At 62.3% G+C, this 17,633-nt stretch carries 17 protein-coding genes and 1 pseudogene; 11 read left to right on the top strand and 7 right to left on the bottom strand.

From position 1 onward, the window contains the following. Positions 1-257: 257 nt before the first annotated feature. Entirely contained in the window at positions 258-1,733 is a 1,476-nt protein-coding gene (locus tag QOV41_RS10970; protein WP_284576563.1) for an AMP nucleosidase, read from the top strand. A gap of 3 nt (positions 1,734-1,736) precedes the next feature. Here the strand turns inward: QOV41_RS10970 and QOV41_RS10965 are convergent, their stop codons facing one another. Beyond that, on the bottom strand, positions 1,737-2,528 hold the full coding sequence (locus QOV41_RS10965) for an SDR family NAD(P)-dependent oxidoreductase (RefSeq protein WP_284576562.1): 792 nt from the start codon (positions 2,526-2,528) through the stop codon (positions 1,737-1,739). Positions 2,529-2,651: 123 nt separating this feature from the next. After that, the gene (gene eno / locus QOV41_RS10960; RefSeq protein ID WP_284576560.1) at positions 2,652-3,929 is read right to left on the bottom strand and encodes a phosphopyruvate hydratase; all 1,278 of its coding nucleotides are present in this window, start codon (positions 3,927-3,929) and stop codon (positions 2,652-2,654) included. 86 nt (positions 3,930-4,015) lie between these two features. Between eno and QOV41_RS10955 the strand changes: the two are divergent. Continuing rightward, positions 4,016-4,195: pseudogene (locus QOV41_RS10955) on the top strand (VOC family protein); the annotation flags it as partial. A 53-nt stretch (positions 4,196-4,248) separates the two neighbouring features. Then, the gene (locus QOV41_RS10950) at positions 4,249-4,506 is read left to right on the top strand and encodes a VOC family protein (RefSeq protein WP_284576558.1); all 258 of its coding nucleotides are present in this window, start codon (positions 4,249-4,251) and stop codon (positions 4,504-4,506) included. Between the two features lie 43 nt (positions 4,507-4,549). On the opposite strand, the gene QOV41_RS10945 is transcribed toward QOV41_RS10950, so the two are convergent. The 5 genes from QOV41_RS10945 to tpiA all read right to left on the bottom strand — a co-directional run bounded on the left by QOV41_RS10945 (position 4,550) and on the right by tpiA (position 9,011). Beyond that, the gene (locus QOV41_RS10945; RefSeq protein ID WP_284576557.1) at positions 4,550-5,626 is read right to left on the bottom strand and encodes a Gfo/Idh/MocA family protein; all 1,077 of its coding nucleotides are present in this window, start codon (positions 5,624-5,626) and stop codon (positions 4,550-4,552) included. Positions 5,627-5,717: 91 nt separating this feature from the next. Further along, positions 5,718-5,894: a DUF4169 family protein gene (locus QOV41_RS10940; RefSeq protein WP_284576556.1), complete on the bottom strand. Its 177-nt coding sequence runs from the start codon at positions 5,892-5,894 to the stop codon at positions 5,718-5,720. Positions 5,895-5,902: 8 nt separating this feature from the next. Beyond that, positions 5,903-7,531, bottom strand: a complete 1,629-nt coding sequence (locus tag QOV41_RS10935; RefSeq protein ID WP_284576555.1) for a CTP synthase — start codon at positions 7,529-7,531, stop codon at positions 5,903-5,905. A gap of 111 nt (positions 7,532-7,642) precedes the next feature. After that, complete coding sequence (gene secG, locus QOV41_RS10930; RefSeq protein ID WP_284576553.1) at positions 7,643-8,155, bottom strand: preprotein translocase subunit SecG; 513 nt, start codon at positions 8,153-8,155, stop codon at positions 7,643-7,645. Between the two features lie 106 nt (positions 8,156-8,261). Continuing rightward, positions 8,262-9,011 carry a triose-phosphate isomerase gene (gene tpiA / locus QOV41_RS10925; protein ID WP_415926773.1) on the bottom strand — a complete coding sequence of 250 codons (750 nt, stop codon included), beginning with the start codon at positions 9,009-9,011 and terminating at the stop codon, positions 8,262-8,264. Between the two features lie 130 nt (positions 9,012-9,141). Here tpiA and QOV41_RS10920 point away from each other — a divergent pair, with 130 nt between their 5' ends. The 8 genes from QOV41_RS10920 (at position 9,142) to lexA (ending at position 17,623) form a co-directional block, all read left to right on the top strand. Further along, positions 9,142-11,016, top strand: coding sequence for a peptidylprolyl isomerase (locus tag QOV41_RS10920; protein ID WP_284576550.1), 1,875 nt, complete (start codon positions 9,142-9,144; stop codon positions 11,014-11,016). Between the two features lie 38 nt (positions 11,017-11,054). Then, a complete protein-coding gene (trpE, locus tag QOV41_RS10915) occupies positions 11,055-12,563 on the top strand; it encodes an anthranilate synthase component I (protein ID WP_284576547.1) in 1,509 nt (502 codons plus the stop codon). A gap of 112 nt (positions 12,564-12,675) precedes the next feature. Continuing rightward, positions 12,676-13,275 (top strand): anthranilate synthase component II, encoded by a 600-nt coding sequence (locus tag QOV41_RS10910; RefSeq protein ID WP_284576546.1) that lies wholly within the window; start codon positions 12,676-12,678, stop codon positions 13,273-13,275. Beyond that, a complete protein-coding gene (gene trpD, locus QOV41_RS10905) occupies positions 13,272-14,294 on the top strand; it encodes an anthranilate phosphoribosyltransferase (protein WP_415926705.1) in 1,023 nt (340 codons plus the stop codon). Before QOV41_RS10910 ends, trpD begins: the two co-directional genes overlap by 4 nt. Continuing rightward, the gene (gene trpC / locus QOV41_RS10900; protein WP_284576544.1) at positions 14,291-15,106 is read left to right on the top strand and encodes an indole-3-glycerol phosphate synthase TrpC; all 816 of its coding nucleotides are present in this window, start codon (positions 14,291-14,293) and stop codon (positions 15,104-15,106) included. The genes trpD and trpC overlap by 4 nt, the downstream gene beginning before the upstream one ends. Then, positions 15,103-15,585 carry a cyclic pyranopterin monophosphate synthase MoaC gene (gene moaC / locus QOV41_RS10895; RefSeq protein ID WP_284576543.1) on the top strand — a complete coding sequence of 161 codons (483 nt, stop codon included), beginning with the start codon at positions 15,103-15,105 and terminating at the stop codon, positions 15,583-15,585. The genes trpC and moaC overlap by 4 nt, the downstream gene beginning before the upstream one ends. Then, positions 15,582-16,784: a molybdopterin molybdotransferase MoeA gene (locus QOV41_RS10890; RefSeq protein WP_284576541.1), complete on the top strand. Its 1,203-nt coding sequence runs from the start codon at positions 15,582-15,584 to the stop codon at positions 16,782-16,784. The genes moaC and QOV41_RS10890 overlap by 4 nt, the downstream gene beginning before the upstream one ends. A 125-nt stretch (positions 16,785-16,909) precedes the next feature. Continuing rightward, positions 16,910-17,623: a transcriptional repressor LexA gene (gene lexA / locus QOV41_RS10885; protein WP_284576539.1), complete on the top strand. Its 714-nt coding sequence runs from the start codon at positions 16,910-16,912 to the stop codon at positions 17,621-17,623. The last annotated feature ends 10 nt before the right edge of the window (positions 17,624-17,633 follow it).

Genomic DNA, 17,633 nt, shown 5'->3' with positions numbered 1-17,633 from the left:
AAGCGGCCAACACGGCACTCCACGCTCACCGGTTGCATGGGTCGCTTGCCGTGCCGATGAACTTGCCTACAAGATGGGAGGCAAATGCGGCGAGAAAAGGCGCCCTCACCGCTATGTGAAAGGGGCCCAGCCCTGCCAGCCGCAGTTGAAGCGCTGTTGAGAAACTGTCATTGGATGGAGCTAGTCGAGGCCCCTGAAATGGCCACGAGGACGACCGGAGGATACCGGCTCCCCAAAAGCCGGCGAGAGAGAAAAGCATGACGACAATCAGCCCGCCCCGCCTCGAAACCCAGTCCTTTACCGACCCCGAGCAGGCCTGGAGCCATCTCGCGCATATCTATCATCGCAATACGAGCTTCATCCGCGCCCACCTCGATGCCCTGGCGTCGGGCAAGGCACCGGAAGGGCGGGTGCGCGCCTGCTATCCCCAGGTCGAAGTGCGTTCGACCAGCTACAGCAAGCATGAGAGCACCCTGCCCTATGGTTTTCTCCACACGCCCGGAATTTACCGAACGACGGTGACCGCGCCGGATCTCTTTCGGAGCTACCTACAGGAGCAGTTCGCCGCGATTCTGAAGAATCATGGCGGCACCATCGACATCGGAGAATCCGACACCCCCATTCCGCTGCATTTCTCCATGCCGCCCGATGAGCGGGTGGATGGGGAAGCCCTGAATGCGTTGAGCGTGCCGCTCCGTGACGTGTTCGACGCGCCGGACCTAGCCCATACCGACGACGAGATCGCCAATGGCAGCTTTGTGCCACGCAAGGGCGGGCCATACCCGCTCTCGGCCTTCACCGCACCGCGGGTGGACTATTCGCTGTTCCGGCTAAGCCACTATACGGGCACTGCCGCCCAGCACTTCCAGAACTTCGTCATCTTCACCAACTACGCCTTCTACATCGACGAGTTCTGCCGGGTCGCGAAGGAATATATGCGCGAGGGGCATCCGCATTACGAGAGCTTCATCGAGCCGGGCAATGTGGTGACAGACAACATGCTGCGCGGCGGCACCACGGCCGGTTCGGCCCCGGTGCGGGCCCCACAGATGCCCGCCTATCACCTGACCGCCGGCGGCAAGCGCGGCATCACCATGGTCAATATCGGCGTGGGGCCATCCAACGCCAAGACGATCACCGACCATATCGCAGTGCTGCGGCCCCATGCCTGGATCATGCTGGGGCACTGTGCCGGCTTGCGCAATTCGCAGGAGTTGGGCGACTTCGTCCTGGCGCATGCCTATGTGCGGGAAGACCACGTGCTCGACGCCGACCTGCCGCTCTCGGTGCCGATACCGGCGCTGGCCGAGGTGCAGGTTGCCCTGCAGCAGGCGGTGGGGGAAGTGACCCAGACCGATGGCGTTGAGACCAAGAAGATCATGCGCACCGGTACAGTCGCGACCTTCGACAATCGCAATTGGGAATTGCGCGACCAGGCCGAGATTACGCGGCGCCTTAGCCAGTCTCGCGCTGTCGCCCTGGACATGGAGTCGGCGACCATCGCTGCTAATGGGTTCCGCTTCCGCGTGCCCTACGGCACCCTGCTCTGCGTCTCCGACAAGCCGCTCCATGGCGAGCTCAAGCTGCCCGGCATGGCCTCGGACTTCTACCGCACGCAGGTTAACCGGCATCTGCAGATCGGCCTGCGAGCGATGGAGATCCTGCGCGACCAGCCGCCGGAGCGGCTGCATTCGCGCAAGCTCAGAAGTTTTGCCGAGACGGCGTTCCAGTAGGCTCTAGTGCTTGGCGGTGCCGGGCTGCGCCATCTTGCGGTGCATTTCGGCCAGGGCATCGTCAGGCATGATATTGGCCATCATGGCTTGCATCTTGTTGGCAAAGCCGGTGACCTCGTGGCCCTCGCCGCGCATCATGGCGTCGAAGCCCTTTTTGGCCACCATGGCCGGATCGTCCTTCTTGTCGGTACCGACCTTGGTGTCGAGCATGTCAGCCGTCTCGAAGAAGTCCGTATCGGTCGGCCCCGGCATCAAACAGGTGACTGTGATGTCGGTGTCCTTGAGTTCGTTGCGGAGCGCATAGGCGAAAGAATCTACATAGGCCTTGGTGGCATTGTAGACCGCCTGGAAGGCGCCCGGCATCGCGCCCGCGATAGAGCCGGTGATCAGCACCTTGCCCTCGTTGCGATTGCGCATGTCGCGCAGGAACCGATGCAGCAAATATGTGGTGCCGAACACATTGGTGTCGATCACCCGCTGGATGTCGGCGAAGTCTTGATCGACAAAGGCCTCGCCGAGGCCACGGCCGGCATTTGCCATCAGCACGTCAACGGGGCGCCCCTGCCGCGCCACGGTCGTATAGAGTTGGTCGATGCCGATCCGGGTCGCGAGATCGGCCTGCACCGCCTCAACCGTGCCACCGAGACCGCGCAGTACGGCCGCAGCCTCCTGGATCTCCTCAGTATCGGACGCAATAATGAGGTCGTAGCCGTGCTCGATGCACTGCTTGGCCAGTTCGAGCCCGATGCCCAAAGAGGCGCCGGTCACGACGGCGAGTTTGGCGCGTTCAGCCATTAGTTGTCTCCTTTGCTGCCTGCGTGTCCCAACGGGTCGCGCACCAGCCCGTTGCCGGTCACAGCAAAAGTGAAGAACAGCTGACAAGAAAAAGCCCGGCATCGCTGCCGGGCTTGAGAGAGCTTAGCGGCCCTTGACCACCGAGTAGCCGGCATATTTTGCTGACGTACCCAGCTGTTCCTCGATGCGGATCAACTGGTTGTACTTGGCCAGCCGGTCTGAACGCGACAGAGATCCGGTCTTGATCTGACCGCAGTTCAGCGCCACGGCGAGATCGGCGATTGTGGAATCCTCGGTCTCGCCCGAGCGGTGCGACATCACTGAGGTGTAGCCAGCGCGGTGCGCTGTATCGACGGCGTTGAGCGTTTCCGACAGTGAGCCGATCTGGTTGACCTTGACCAGGATGGAGTTGGCAACACCCATCTTGATGCCCGACACCAGACGCTCGGTATTGGTGACGAACAGATCGTCGCCCACGAGTTGCACCTTCTTACCGACGGCTTCAGTGAGGGCCTTCCAGCCATCCCAGTCGTCTTCGGCCATGCCGTCTTCGATGGAGATGATGGGAAATCGGGTAGCGAGGTCTTCGAGGAAACGCACGTTCTCGTCGGAGGACAGTGACTTGCCCTCGCCGACCATCTCGTACTTGCCGCCTTTGTAATATTCGGTGGCCGCACAATCGAGCGCGAGGAACACGTCCTCGCCGGGCTTGTAGCCGGCCTTTTCAATCGAGCGCATGATGAAGCCCAGCGCGTCATCGGCAGACTTGAGGTTTGGCGCAAAGCCACCCTCGTCACCCACGGCCGTATTGTGACCCTCAGCTGACAGACCCTTTTTGAGGGTGTGGAAGATTTCCGAACCGATGCGGACGGCTTCGGAGAGGCTTTCCGCGCCCACCGGCAGGATCATGAATTCCTGCATGTCGATCGGGTTGTCCGCATGCTCGCCGCCATTGATGATGTTCATCATCGGCACGGGCAGGACATGGGCGTTCGGGCCGCCGATATAGCGGTAGAACGGCAGTTCGCTCGATTCGGCAGCGGCCTTGGCGACAGCCAGGGAGACGCCGAGAATAGCGTTGGCACCCAGGCGACCCTTGTTGGCCGTGCCGTCCAGCTCAATCATGGCCTGATCGACCGCAAGCTGGTCCAGTGCGTCCATACCTTGGATTTCATCGAAGATTGGCCCGTTGACGTTCTCGACGGCCTGGGTCACGCCCTTGCCGGAGTACTTCTGCCCACCGTCGCGCAGCTCGACCGCTTCGTGTGCGCCGGTGGAAGCGCCGGACGGAACTGCGGCACGGCCGAAGCTGCCATCGTCCAGCACCACATCGACCTCGACCGTGGGATTGCCGCGGCTGTCATAGATTTGCCGGCCAGTGACGTGGATGATTGACGACATGAAGAGCCCTCTTCCGCTGGGGTTACGGTGTTGGTGTCTCTCCTAGACGCGCCATGTGACAAGGAAAAGGGGGCGGGGCAAAAAAGATGGGTTCGTTCCGCCCGCGCGAACCGTTAGACGCATGGACAGGAAGAAGGAGGCTCCAATTGACCACACCGCACATCAAGCAGATCGCCCACACCTGCATCTTCGCTCGCGACCTCGATGCGACCGAGAAATTCTACTGCGAGGTTCTTGGCCTGCCGCTAGCGTTTACCTTTAAGCGCGGCGAAGAACGCATCGGCTACTATCTCGACTTGGGGAACGCACCTTTATCGAGGTGTTCCGCAAGGGGGAGTCACGCTTCGCGGAAACCGACCAGATCAACCACATCTGCCTTGAAACGGAGGACATCGATGGGTTCATCGAGGCCGTCCGCAGCAAGGGCGCGGAGATTACCGACAAGAAGCTGGGCGTTGACGGCACTTGGCAGGCCTGGATGGCTGATCCCAACGGGGTCAAGTTGGAAATCTTCCAGTATACCGAGGACAGCATGCAGTTCGGCCCGCGCGGCGCCGAATGCCAAGTGAATTGGTAGAAACAACAAGGCCGGTGTTTTCGACACCGGCCTTTTGGTTTCGTTAGTCGATCACGACCTTGGGCTTGGCGGGCGCGGCGGCTAAGTGCTCGCTCCGATCTCGCTCCGTCACGGCCGCTAGATCAAGGATTTTCTGCAGATTGGCGGCGTGACGGAAAGACGGCTCCATGTTTTGCCCGGCGCGCACCGCTTCCACGAAGCGGGCATAATTGGTCTGCACCGGCTCGACTTCCATTTCGGTCCAGGTCGCGGTTTCAACATCGTCGCCCAGGCAGACCATCAGCTTGGGCGTGTGGTTGATATCGACCAGATGGATGCCGCCCTTCTCGCCATAGATACGCAGCCGCAGATCGTTGAGGTGCCCCGATGCCCAGCGGGTGGCATGTATCACCGCCATGGCGCCGTTGGTCATCTCAGCGGTCATGACGAAGGTGTCGTTGGCGTCGAGCTTGTATTCGCCAATGGACCCGTTTTCCGCCTTGTCGAAGGTCTGCAGGCGAAAGAAGACGTTCTTGTATTCGGTGCCGGCCGCATAGGCGGCGAAGTCGAGAATATGAATGCCAATATCACCCAGCACGCCATTGGAGCCATGCTTGGTGCTGAGGCGCCAGAGCCAGGTCGGCGAGGTGCGCCAATCGCCCCAGGCCTTCGACACCAGCCAGCTCTGCAGATAGCTCGCTTCGATGTGCTTCACCGCTCCGATCTGCCCTGACGCAATGAGTTCATGCGCCTTCTGCAGCTGCGGCACGTTGCGATAGGTCAGATTGACCATGTTGACGAGACCGAGCCGCTCGGCGGTCTCGGTCATTTCGAAAGCCTTGGCGTGATCGGTGGCGAGTGGCTTCTCGCAGAAGACGTGCTTGCCAGCCTTCAGGGCCGCCATGGTGGTGGGGTAATGCACGCTGTCGGGCGTAATATTGGTGATCGCGTCGAACTCGCCCCAAGCCAAAGCTGCGTCCAGCGAGGCGAAACCCCGCGGGATGTCGTTGGCCTCCCGGAAAGCTTGCAGGCGGTTGGGATCGGTATCCACAGCCGCGACGATCTCCACGCCCTCGGCTTCCCTGAACCCCTTCACATGAAGCCGGGCCATGCCGCCGGTGCCGAGCATGAGAAGTCGCATAGCAAATCCTGTCAGTTGTTCACGGTGATTGAAGTCGACGGGCTGCAACATGCAGCCTGCCCAAGGGTTGCGAGCAATTCACGCAACGGCGCTATTCGTCAAGCTTGTGGCTGTCGAGCCGCTTGGCGGCGAGCTCGGCTTCGGCCTTGCTGCGCAGCTTCTCCGCCTTGGTGCGGCCATGGGTGATGCGGTTTTGCTCAGCCTGGGTGGCCTTCTCCGCACGCGCCTTCTGCTTGCGAACAGTGCGGAGATTGACGATCTCGGCCATTGTGCGAGCTAAACCAACCGGCTCTGCTCAATAGCCGCCGCGATGAAGCTAGCAAAGAGCGGGTGCGGCTCAAAGGGTTTGGACTTAAGCTCGGGGTGGAACTGGACGCCGATGAACCACGGGTGATCGGTGCGCTCGACGATCTCGGGCAGCTTGCCATCGGGCGAGACGCCGGAGAACAGGAGCCCATTCTTTTCCAGGACCTTGCGGTACTCCATGTTCACCTCATAGCGGTGGCGATGGCGCTCGCTGATGCGAGTGCCGCCATAGATGTCGGCCACGCGCGATCCGCGCGTGAGCTGCGCCGGATAGGCCCCCACTCGCATGGTGCCGCCCAGATCAGTGTCGGTGCCGCGGACTTCCTTGTTGTTGTCCTTGGTCCACTCGGTCATCATGCCGACCACCGCCTCCTTGGTTGGGCCAAACTCTGTGGAGGAGGCCGTCTTGATGCCGGCCGTGTTCCGCGCGGCTTCGATACAGGCCATCTGCATGCCAAAACAGATACCGAAATAGGGCACGTCCTTGATGCGGGCAAAACGAGCCGCCTCGATCTTGCCCTGGGCCCCGCGCTCGCCGAAGCCGCCGGGAACGAGAATGCCGTGCACGTGCTCGAGATAGGGCGCCGGGTCGTCGCGCTCGAAGACCTCGGAGTCGATCCATTGCAGGTTAACCTTGACCTTGTTGGCGATGCCGCCATGGGTCAGGGCTTCCGACAGCGACTTATAGGCATCCCGAAGGCCGGTATATTTGCCCACGATGGCGATGTTGACCTCGCCCTCGGGGTTGTGGAAGCGGTCCGACACCTCTTCCCAGCCTTCCATCTTGGGGGCCGGAGCATCGGTGATGCCGAAGGCTGCCAGGACTTCCCGGTCAAGCCCTTCCTGGTGATAGGCGAGCGGCACGTCGTAAATGGAGCCGACGTCCAGTCCCTGGATCACGGCGCTTTCACGGACATTGCAGAAGAGCGCGAGCTTGCGCTTGTCGGACTCGGGGATCGGGCGGTCACAGCGGACCAGGAGCACGTCCGGCATAATGCCGATGGAGCGCAGCTCGGCCACGGAGTGCTGCGTCGGCTTGGTCTTAAGCTCCCCTGCCGAAGGGATATAGGGCATCAGCGTAAGGTGCAGATAGACCACCTGTCCGCGCGGCAGCTCGTTGCCGATCTGCCGGATGGCTTCAAAGAATGGCAGTCCCTCGATATCGCCGACCGTGCCGCCGATCTCGACCAGCACAAAATCGTACTCCTCATTGCCTTCGAGGACGAATTCCTTGATCGCGTCGGTGACGTGCGGAATGACCTGCACGGTGGCGCCCAGATAGTCGCCCCGCCGCTCCTTGGCGAGGATATCGGAATAGATGCGGCCGGTGGTGATATTGTCGCGCTTGTTGGCGGCGCGGCCGGTGAAGCGCTCATAGTGACCCAGGTCCAGGTCCGTCTCGGCACCATCGTCGGTGACAAAGACCTCGCCGTGCTGGGTCGGCGACATCGTGCCGGGGTCCACATTGAGATAGGGGTCGAGCTTGCGCAGGCGCACCTTGTAGCCGCGCGCTTGCAGGACGGCGCCAAGAGCCGCCGATGCAAGACCTTTACCCAATGAGGAGACCACGCCTCCGGTGATGAATACGTACCGAGCCATGGGCGTTCACCTTAATCACATCAGCGTCGATTCGTAGAGGCCAGGAGGCGCTCTACACAAAAGAAGAAGGGGATGTCGCCATCCCCTTTTTCCGTTTCGCCTTTCGGCGGGTTAGTTGGCCGGCGTCTCAGCCGGAGCCAAAGGCACCGGTAGATCGCTCGAACCGGCCGGAGCAGTCTCCACCACCACGGGCTCCGCAGCAGGTGCGACATCGGTCGCTGGCAGCGGTAGCGTCGGGTCGGTCACCGGGTCAGCACCCTCGGGAGCGGCAGGCGTCTCAGCGGCAGGAACAGGAAGCGTCTCGGTGCCCTGCAGCGAATTGAGCGCATCAAGCACGCTGGTGGGTGCAGCCCCGTCTTGACCCTGCGCCGCGCGCTCGAGAATGCCCGAGGTGCCGCGATCCAGCTCGGAAAGAATCGTCAGCCCGATTGCCGTGGCGAAAAAGAGCGTAGCCAGGATCGCCGTGGTGCGGGTTAGCAGGTTTGCAGAGCCGCGCGCGGTCATCAGCCCGCCGCCACCACCGCCGCCAATGCCCAGCGCGCCACCTTCCGAGCGCTGCAGCAGGATCACCGCAATCAGCGCCAGGACGATCAGCAGATAGGCCACAATCAGGACGTTCGCCATCGTGTCTCAGTCAATCGGTCTTGGTCAAAAGATGGCGCGTCATACACGCCTCGAACGGCAAAGGCCAGAGGCGCCGGCCAAGTTTTAGCCCGCCTCCAGCATCCGCTCATACCGCCGAGATAATGGTGTAGAAGTCTTTTGCCAAGAGGCTGGCGCCGCCAACAAGGCCACCATTCACATTCTCGATGTCGAGGATCTCGCGCGCATTCATCGGCTTCATCGACCCACCATAGAGAATGCGCGTGCTGGCGCCCTTCTCCCCAAACCGCTCCACCAATTGCCGGCGGATGGCATTGTGCATCTGTCCGATCTCTTCGCAGCTCGGGGTCCGCCCGGTACCGATGGCCCAGATGGGTTCATAGGCGACGATCACCTCATGCTGGCCTGCGGCATCGGGAATCGATCCGGTGATCTGGCTAGCGACCACGGCTTCCGCATTGCCCGCGTCGCGCTCGCTTTCGGTCTCGCCCACGCAGATGATTGGCTTCAGTCCCGCGCCAATGGCGGCCTCCGCCTTGGCCCGCACCACCTCGTCGGTTTCGCCATGCGCAGCGCGACGTTCGGAGTGGCCCACGATGACATATTGCGCGCCGGCATCGGCAAGCATCGAGGCGGAAAGGTCGCCAGTGTGGGCGCCGGAGACAGCGGTGTGGCAGTCCTGGCCACCCGCCAGAATCCCGCTGGTCGCTCCGGCCGAGGCGACCGTATGGAGGATAGTTGCAGGGGGACAGATGACCACAAGTGCGCGCGGCGCTTCCCCGGTGGTCAGCAGCCCCGCGAGCTCCGCCACCTCGTCGAGCGAGCTGCGAAGGCCGTTCATCTTCCAGTTACCTGCGATAAGCGGCGTGATGGTCATGGTCACTGTTTGCTCCTGCATTCCTCTTGCACCATGGCGGGCTTTGCCCTAACCCCGGCTGTCAAACTGGATTACTAGGTGCCGCCGCTCATGCGGTAAAGCCTAGCATCGCCGAATTGGAACGTCTCAGATGCTCGATAGTTTGCGTGCCTTTGCAAAATCTTGGCCCGGGAAAATCCTCGGTGTCTTTCTCCTGGTGGGGCTTGCAGGCTTCGGCATCAACAATGTCATCACCGGGCTCGGCAGCAACACGGTTGCCACCGTGGGCGATCAGGAGATCGAGTCGAGCACATTCCTGCGCGCCTATCAGAACCAGCTCAACCGCATCGCCCAGCAGCTCGGTTCAGTGCCAACTGCCGAGGAGGCGATGAACTTCGGCATTCCCTCCGCGGTGCTCCAGCAACTGGGTCAGGAAGCGGCGCTGACGCAGATGGCGAGCGATTTCGGCCTCGGCGTCTCCGAAGCGCAACTGAGCCAGATGGTGCGCGAAGATCCCAGTTTTCAGGGAACACTAGGCACGTTCGATCCCGCCTCGTTCCAGCAGGTACTGCAAATGAGCGGCGTCACCGAGCGGGAGTATTTCGAGAACCAGGCCGATGCCGCACGCCGGCAGCAGCTGTCGCTGACGCTCTTCAGCCAGGCCGCTTTGCCCGAAGCCGCTTCCCGACTGGTCAACCGCTATGCCGGCGACCAGCGCACCATCGATTATTTCACGCTCTCCGAGCTCAGCATCCCCACACCGCCCGCCCCGACGGAAGAAGAACTGGCCGCGTATCTGGCAGAACGTCAGGCCGAGTTCCGTACGGTCGAGACGCGCAGCACACAGGTGCTGGTGCTCTCTCCAGCCACACTCGCGGCTGGCAGGACCATCTCGGACGAAGCCATCGCGGCTGAGTATGAGCGGACGCGCACCAATCTCAGCGTTCCAGAGCGACGTACCATCCAGCAGGTCGTGCTCTCTACCCCCGAGCAGGTCGCGGCCTTCGAAGCAGGCCTTGCCGCCGGTACACCATTCGAGACCTTGGTTGCCGATGCAGGCCTCACCGCCACGCAGCTAGGCACCCTGCCCCAGAGCGGCATCACCGACCGCAATCTCGCTTCCGCTGCCTTTGGGCTCGAAGAAGGGACGTTTGCCCTCATCCCCGGCGTTGCCGGTCAGCGTGCCGTCTTTGTTTCGGCCATCGAAGCCGGCGGCGAACCCGCGCTGGCGGATGTTCGGGACCAGATCGCCGAAGATTTGGCCATGACCGAAGCACGCAACGAGATCTCCGACATTCTCGATCAGGTGGAGGAACTCCGCGCGGCCTTCCGTCCCTTGCCCGAGATCGCCGAACGCTTCGGTCTCGAACTCTATGAGCTCGACGTCACCGCCGGTGGCACAGAGCTTGCTGCGGTCGAGGGCCTGCCCCAGGAAGATCGTCAACGGGTTGCCGAGGCCATCTTCCGCGCTGAAACCGATGCACTAACGCCGTCTCTCCCGCTCGGCGGCAGCGGCAACCTCTTCTTCAACGTCAGCACTATTGAGCCGGCGCGGGATCAAACACTCGAGGAGGCGCGTGAGGAGATCGCGGCTGCCTATACCAGCGAAGCGGTGAACGACGCCCTCCTGGCGGCTGCTGATGATGCGGTAGCGCGGCTCGACAACGGGGAAGCGCTGGCGGAGGTCGCCGCCTCCTACAATGCCTTCCCTCAGCTCAGCCAACCTTTCACGCGCTTCGGCGCCGATGACGGCACTATCGACACCACCGTAGCTTCCGCAGTTTTTGCCGGCGGTCCCGATCATCACGGCAGCGCCGTCAGCCAGTCCGGCCAGTTCGTCGTCTTCGACGTCATCAGCACGACGCCCGCTGAGGGCGCGTTGGAAGCCGACGCCCAGGAGAGCCTCGAAAACGAGCTGCGCGTCGGTCTCTACAGCGATTTCGTCTCGGCGATGACCAATGATCTGGGCCTACGCATCAACCAGCCGGCATTGCAGCAGGCGCTAGCACTCAACACTGGCCTGTAACCACAGGCCGGTTTCACACCAAACTGGATAGATCCAAGATGGGCGACGACGACTTTCAGCGCTTCGGTGAACACTACGATGCTGGGAAGTCGCAGATTGTCTGGCGCCGTATTGTCGCGGACCTCGAAACGCCGATCGGCACCTATCTCAAGCTCGCCGAGGGGCGCACCAATTCCTACCTGCTGGAATCGGTGCAGGATGGCACGACCCGCGGTCGCTATTCCATTATTGGCCTGCTGCCCGACGTGATCCTCAAGGTTGAGGGCGGGCAGCCGTCAATCAACCGCTCGGCGCATCTCGACGCCTCGGTCTTCGAGGCGATCAGCGACAAACCGCTTGATGCATTGCGGGCCCTCGTTGCGGAAAGCGCCATCGAAGCGCCCGAGGGCCTGCCGCCGCAATCGGCGGGCATCTATGGCTATCTCAGCTATGACATGGTCCGGTATATGGAGGTGCTGCCCGACAGCAATCCAGACGAGCTGGGTACGCCGGAAGCCATTCTGATCCGTCCCTCGCTCTTGGCCATCTTCGATACGCTCAAGGATGAGCTTTATCTGACTGCGCCAGTCTATGTCCGCAGCGGTGTCTCGGCGCGTCAGGCCTATGAAGCCGCCCAGGCGCGGATCGACGATGCAATCGGCCGCTTGGGTCGGTCCCTCCCCGCCACCAGCGCCCTGCCCCAGCTGGAATCTCTTGCGGTCACCAGCAACACCTCGCGAGACGACTATTTCGCCATGGTGGCGAAGGCCAAGGAATACATCGCAGCCGGTGACATCTTCCAGGTGGTGCTCAGCCAGCGCTTTTCCGCCGATTTCACCCTGCCGCCGACCGCCCTCTACCGTGCCCTGCGCCGCACCAATCCATCGCCCTATATGTACTTTTTGGACTTCGGCGACTTTGCCGTGGCGGGGTCCAGCCCGGAGATCCTGGTGCGAGTGCAAAATGGCGAAGTCACCATCCGGCCCATCGCTGGCACCCGTAAGCGTGGTTCCACCCCGACGCGGGATCAGGAATTAGCAGCCGAACTGCTCGCCGATCCCAAGGAGCGCGCCGAGCATCTGATGCTGCTCGATCTGGGTCGCAACGATGTCGGCCGGGTCGCCAAGACCGGTAGCGTCAAGGTTACGGACAAGTTCTTCCTCGAATACTATTCCCATGTGATGCACATCGTCTCCAACGTGGTGGGCGAACTCGATCCCAGGAACGATTTCATTGACGCGCTGTCCGCCGGTTTTCCTGCGGGAACGGTTTCTGGCGCTCCCAAGGTAAGGGCCATGGAGATCATCGATGAGCTCGAGCGATCGCGTCGCGGGATCTATGGCGGCTGCGTCGGCTATTTCGGCGCCGATGGCACCATGGACACCTGCATTGTGCTACGCACGGCCATCCTGAAGGATGGCAAGGTGTTCGTGCAGTCTGGCGCAGGCATCGTTGCCGATAGCAAGCCCGAACTCGAGCAGCTCGAGTGCGAGAACAAGGCTCGCGCTCTTTTTAGTGCCGCCGAGGAAGCTCTGCGCTATGCTGGCGAGGCAAGGATCGGCCAATGAGTGCGCAGATATCTACCCGGCTCGTCACCCACGTTTTTCGATGGCGGGGTCAACTCTGAACAGAGGTTCCCGCAGGTGCGGGAATGTCCCCCTGGTTTAGGAAACACCCCAAATGACCAAGACCCTCGTCATCGATAACTACGATAGCTTTACCTACAATCTTGTCCACTTCCTGGGCGAACTCGGCGCCGACATCACCGTGGTGCGCAATGACAAGATCACGCCCGACGAAATCGCAGAGATGGCGCCCGAGGCGATCGTGCTGTCTCCCGGCCCCTGCACACCGACCGAAGCCGGCATCTGCCTCGATGTGATCGACCGCTTCAAGAGCGAAATCCCCATGCTTGGCGTGTGCCTTGGCCATCAGGCCATCGGCCAGGCTATGGGTGGCGAAGTGATCCGCGCGCCCCACCTGGTGCATGGCAAAACAAGCCCGATCGAACACACCGGTAAGGGACTGTTCCAGGACCTCAATTCGAACTTTGAGGCGACACGCTACCACTCGCTGATTGTCAAGCAGGAGACGCTGCCCGAAACGCTGGAGGTCACCGCCAGCACGGCGGACGGGCTGATCATGGGCATGCAGCACAAGACCCTGCCGCTCCATGGCGTGCAGTTTCACCCCGAGAGCATTGCCTCGGAGAACGGCCATGCCTTGCTGCAGAACTTCTTGAATATCGCCCGCGACTTTAAAACCCGGAAGGCAGCGTGATGGACATCAAGGCGGCCCTCCACAAAATCGCTGATCGCCGCGACCTGACCGGTGAGGAAATGCGCAGCGTCATGCGCATCATCATGGCGGGTGAAGCTACGCCCAGCCAGATCGGCGCCTTTCTCATGGGCATGCGGATCAAGGGCGAAACGGTGGGCGAGATTGCCGCCGCCGTGTCCATCTTGCGCGAGCAGATGATCCCCGTCGCGGCACCGCAGGATGCAATCGACATCGTGGGTACCGGCGGCGATGGCGTCGGCAGCCTCAATATTTCGACCGCGACCGCCGTGGTGGTTGCTGCGGCGGGAATACCCGTCGCCAAGCATGGCAACAAGGCCCTGTCCTCGCGGTCTGGCTCGTCTCAGGCGCTGGAGGCTCTCGGCGTCAAGCTGGATCTCTCTCCCGAGGAAATCTCGCGCTGCATCCATGAAGCCGGTATTGGCTTTATGTTCGCGCCCTCCCACCATCCCGCGATGCGCCATGTAGGCCCGTCGCGCGTCGAAATGGGCGTGCGCACCCTCTTCAATCTGCTCGGACCGCAATCCAATCCCGCCGGGGTTCGCCGCTACCTCCTGGGCGTCTACGCGCAGGAATGGGTCGAGCCGGTTGCAGCGGCCTTGCTGGCCAATCGCGCCATCAAGGCCTGGGTGGTTCACTCCAGCGAAGGGCTCGACGAACTCTCGACCTCTGGACCCAACTTCGTCGCCCAGATCGTCGATGGCGATCTCCGCAGCTTTGAGCTTCACCCCGAGCAGATCGGCTTGCCACTGACCGACCCCAAAGACTTACTGGGGGGCACGCCGGAAGAGAATGCGCAGGCGATCAGGGCTTTGTTCGACGGAGCACCGGGTGCCTACCGGGAAACCGTACTGCTCAATGCCGGAGCGGCCATTTTCGTCGCGGATCGCGTTGGCAGCATCGAGGACGGCATTGCCGTGGCCAGCACGATCATCGATGAGGGCAAGGCCAAGGGCACTCTCGCCCGCCTGGTGGCGGTGTCAAACGGACGGGACGCATGACCGATATTCTCCAGCAGATCGAAGCCTACAAGCGCGAGGAAATCGCTGCTGCCAAGGCGATGCACCCATGGGCAGAGGTGGTGGCACAGGCCCATGACCAGCCCGCTCCACGTGGTTTCCTCAAGGCTCTCAAGAGCAAGCGCGCTGCGGGGCAGTATGCCCTGATTGCCGAGGTGAAGAAGGCCAGCCCGTCCAAGGGTTTAATCCGGCCCGACTTCAACCCCGCCGAGATCGCCCGGAGCTATGAAATGGCGGGCGCAGCTTGCCTTTCTGTGCTGACGGATCGGCCGAGCTTTCAGGGCTCGCCCAGCTATCTGATCGAGGCCCGCGCTGCGACGCGCCTGCCGGTGCTGCGCAAGGACTTCCTGTTCGAGACCTATCAGGTTGCCGAGGCACGGGCTTGGGGCGCGGACTGCATCCTCATCATCCTCGCCGCGGTCGGCGACGACGTGGCGCGCTACCTGCTCGACGCCGCCGAGGAATGGGGCATGGATGCACTGGTGGAGGTGCATGACCAGATTGAACTCGATCGTGCGCTAGGGCTGGGCGCCCAGTTCATCGGCATCAACAATCGCAATCTGCGCACCTTCGAAACAACCCTCGAAACCTCCATCAAGCTCGCAGGCGGTGTTCCGGAAGGCGTGACCCTGGTCAGCGAAAGCGGCATCGTGGACCACGCCCACCTGCAACTGCTGGATCGCGAAGCGGGTATCGGGACCTTCCTCGTTGGTGAGAGTTTGATGCGGCAGGACGATGTGGTCGCCGCGACGCGGGCTCTCCTGATGGGCCAAGTCGAGACGGTTCGCTCATGAGCAACCAAGCCCTCACCCATCTCAATGCCCGGGGCGAGGCGCACATCGTCGATATTGGTGACAAGGCGGTTACGCGTCGCCGAGCCACGGCGCAGGCGCGGTTGACCGGTCAACCCTCGACAATCAGCACCATTATGGGCGGTGGCCTCAAGAAAGGCGACGCACTCGCAGTGGCGCGCGTGGCCGGCATCATGGGTGCCAAGAAGACTTCCGAGCTCATTCCGCTCTGTCATCCCATTCCGCTCACCAAGGTCAACGTCGAAATCGAAGCCGAGAGCGCCGAGGCCATCCGCATCACCGCGACGGCTGAAACAACTGGACAGACCGGCGTCGAGATGGAAGCACTGGTTGCTGCCTCTACCGCGGCCCTCACGCTATACGACATGGCCAAGGCAATCGACCGCGCCATGGTCGTCAGCGATATCTGCCTGCTCGAGAAGTCGGGTGGCAAATCCGGCGACTACATGCGGGCGCCATGAGCCTTCTTCCGGTCGACGACGCGCTGGCCCAAATCCTCAGCCGTGTTCCCCCAGTAACGCCGGAAATTGTGGCCCTGCCCGAGGCGGTGGGCCGCGTCCTCGCCGACCCGATCATTGCCACGCACGACCAGCCGCCCTTCAATGCCAGCGCCATGGACGGTTATGCCATGCGGGCCGCGGACGTGAGCGACGGGGCGCAGCTTCGGGTCGTTGGCATGTCTCAGGCCGGCGCAGCCTTCAGCGGGTCTGTTGGGGAAGGAGAAGCGGTCCGCATCTTCACTGGCGCGCCAGTCCCCGTCGGCGCCGACACCGTGATCATGCAGGAAGAGGCGGTGCGCGAGGGCGACCTCGTCCGCTTCACGGCCCCTGCCCGGCTTGGCCACAGCATCCGCCCCACGGGTGCTGACTTCGCTACTGGTCAGACGCTGGTCGCGGCGGGCACGCGCCTCACGCCCATGCAGATCGCCGTGGCGGCTGCAGCCAATTGCGCCGGGCTAACCGTAGCCCACCGGCCGCAGATTGCCCTCGTGGCGACGGGCGATGAGCTTGTTCTCCCCGGTACTCCACTAGGTCCCGACCAGATCGTCGCCTCCAACAGCTTTGGGCTTGCTGCCATGCTCGCGCCCTATGCCGAGGCAGTGACGGATCACGGCATCATTGTTGATGACGCAGCCCTGCTGCGCTCTCGCCTGGGTGCGGCGCTGGCTGCCGAGCCGGACATCCTCATCACCACCGGCGGCGCGTCCGTGGGCGAGCACGACCTCGTCCAAGGTGCATTGAAAGATCTGGGTGTCGCGCTCGACTTCTGGCGCATCAACATGCGCCCCGGCAAGCCGCTGATGTTCGGCAGCAATGGACGAACCCTGGTGTTCGGCCTGCCGGGCAATCCCGTCTCGGCCATGGTCACGGCCACTGTTTTCATCAAGCCGGCACTCCGCCATTGGCTGGGCTACGACGAGCCTGCGCATTGGCGCCTGCCTCTCGTCGGCCCCACGCCGCCAAACACCGCGCGTCGGCACTTCATGCGGGCCCGCCTCGTGCAGACGGATGCCGGGCCGATGCTCGACCCGATCGCCCAAACCGATAGCGGGCACACCTCCTCGCTCGCAGATGCCGACATGCTGATCGTGCAACCCGAGCATGATCCCGGCCAGCCCGCCAGAGCAGTTGTCGAAGCACTACCGATAGACGGATTCTGAAGCGAGAAAGTCGTTCAGGATCCGTTCATCTTTAAGTCCCACGGAATGGCAATGGAGATATTGCAGAACATAACTGGAACACCTATAGTCGTTCTGCCTATGTTCCGATTCTCGCCGAGGGGCCAATGCTGACGCGCAAACAACACGAGCTGCTGATGTTCATCCACGAACGGATGAAAGAAAGCGGCATTCCGCCGTCCTTCGATGAGATGAAGGATGCCCTCGATTTGGCGTCGAAATCCGGCATTCACCGGCTGATCACCGCCCTGGAAGAGCGCGGTTTTATCCGCCGCCTCCCCAATCGGGCGCGTGCGCTTGAAGTGGTCAAACTCCCGGACTCGATGAACCCAACGCTCGGTGGTCGCCGCGCCCGCTTCGAACCTTCAGTCATCGAAGGCAATCTCGGCAAGGTCGCTTCGCCCCCATCTCGCATCAGCGCCGGCGAGGACTATGCTCGGCCGATTTCCATCCCGGTCATGGGCCGCATTGCTGCCGGTACGCCCATTGAAGCTATCCAGAGCCACTCCCACACCATCGCCGTGCCACCGGAAATGCTGGGGCCCGGCGAGCACTACGCACTGGAAGTGCGCGGCGACTCGATGATCGAGGCAGGCATTTTCGACGGCGACACCGTGCTCATCAAGAAGCAGGATCAAGCCTCGACGGGCGAGATCATCGTGGCCTTGGTGGACGACGAGGAAGCAACCCTCAAGCGCCTGCGCCGCAAGGGGAACACTGTGGCACTGGAAGCGGCCAATCCGGCTTATGAAACCCGCATTTTCCCGCCGGACCGCGTCAAGGTGCAAGGTCGGCTGGTGGGCCTGCTGCGCAAGTACTGAGTAGATTTAG

The sequence above is a fragment of the Devosia sp. RR2S18 genome (assembly GCF_030177755.1).
GTDB classification, from domain to species: domain Bacteria; phylum Pseudomonadota; class Alphaproteobacteria; order Rhizobiales; family Devosiaceae; genus Devosia; species Devosia rhizosphaerae.
This window is presented reverse-complemented; position numbering and strand designations above follow the sequence as displayed.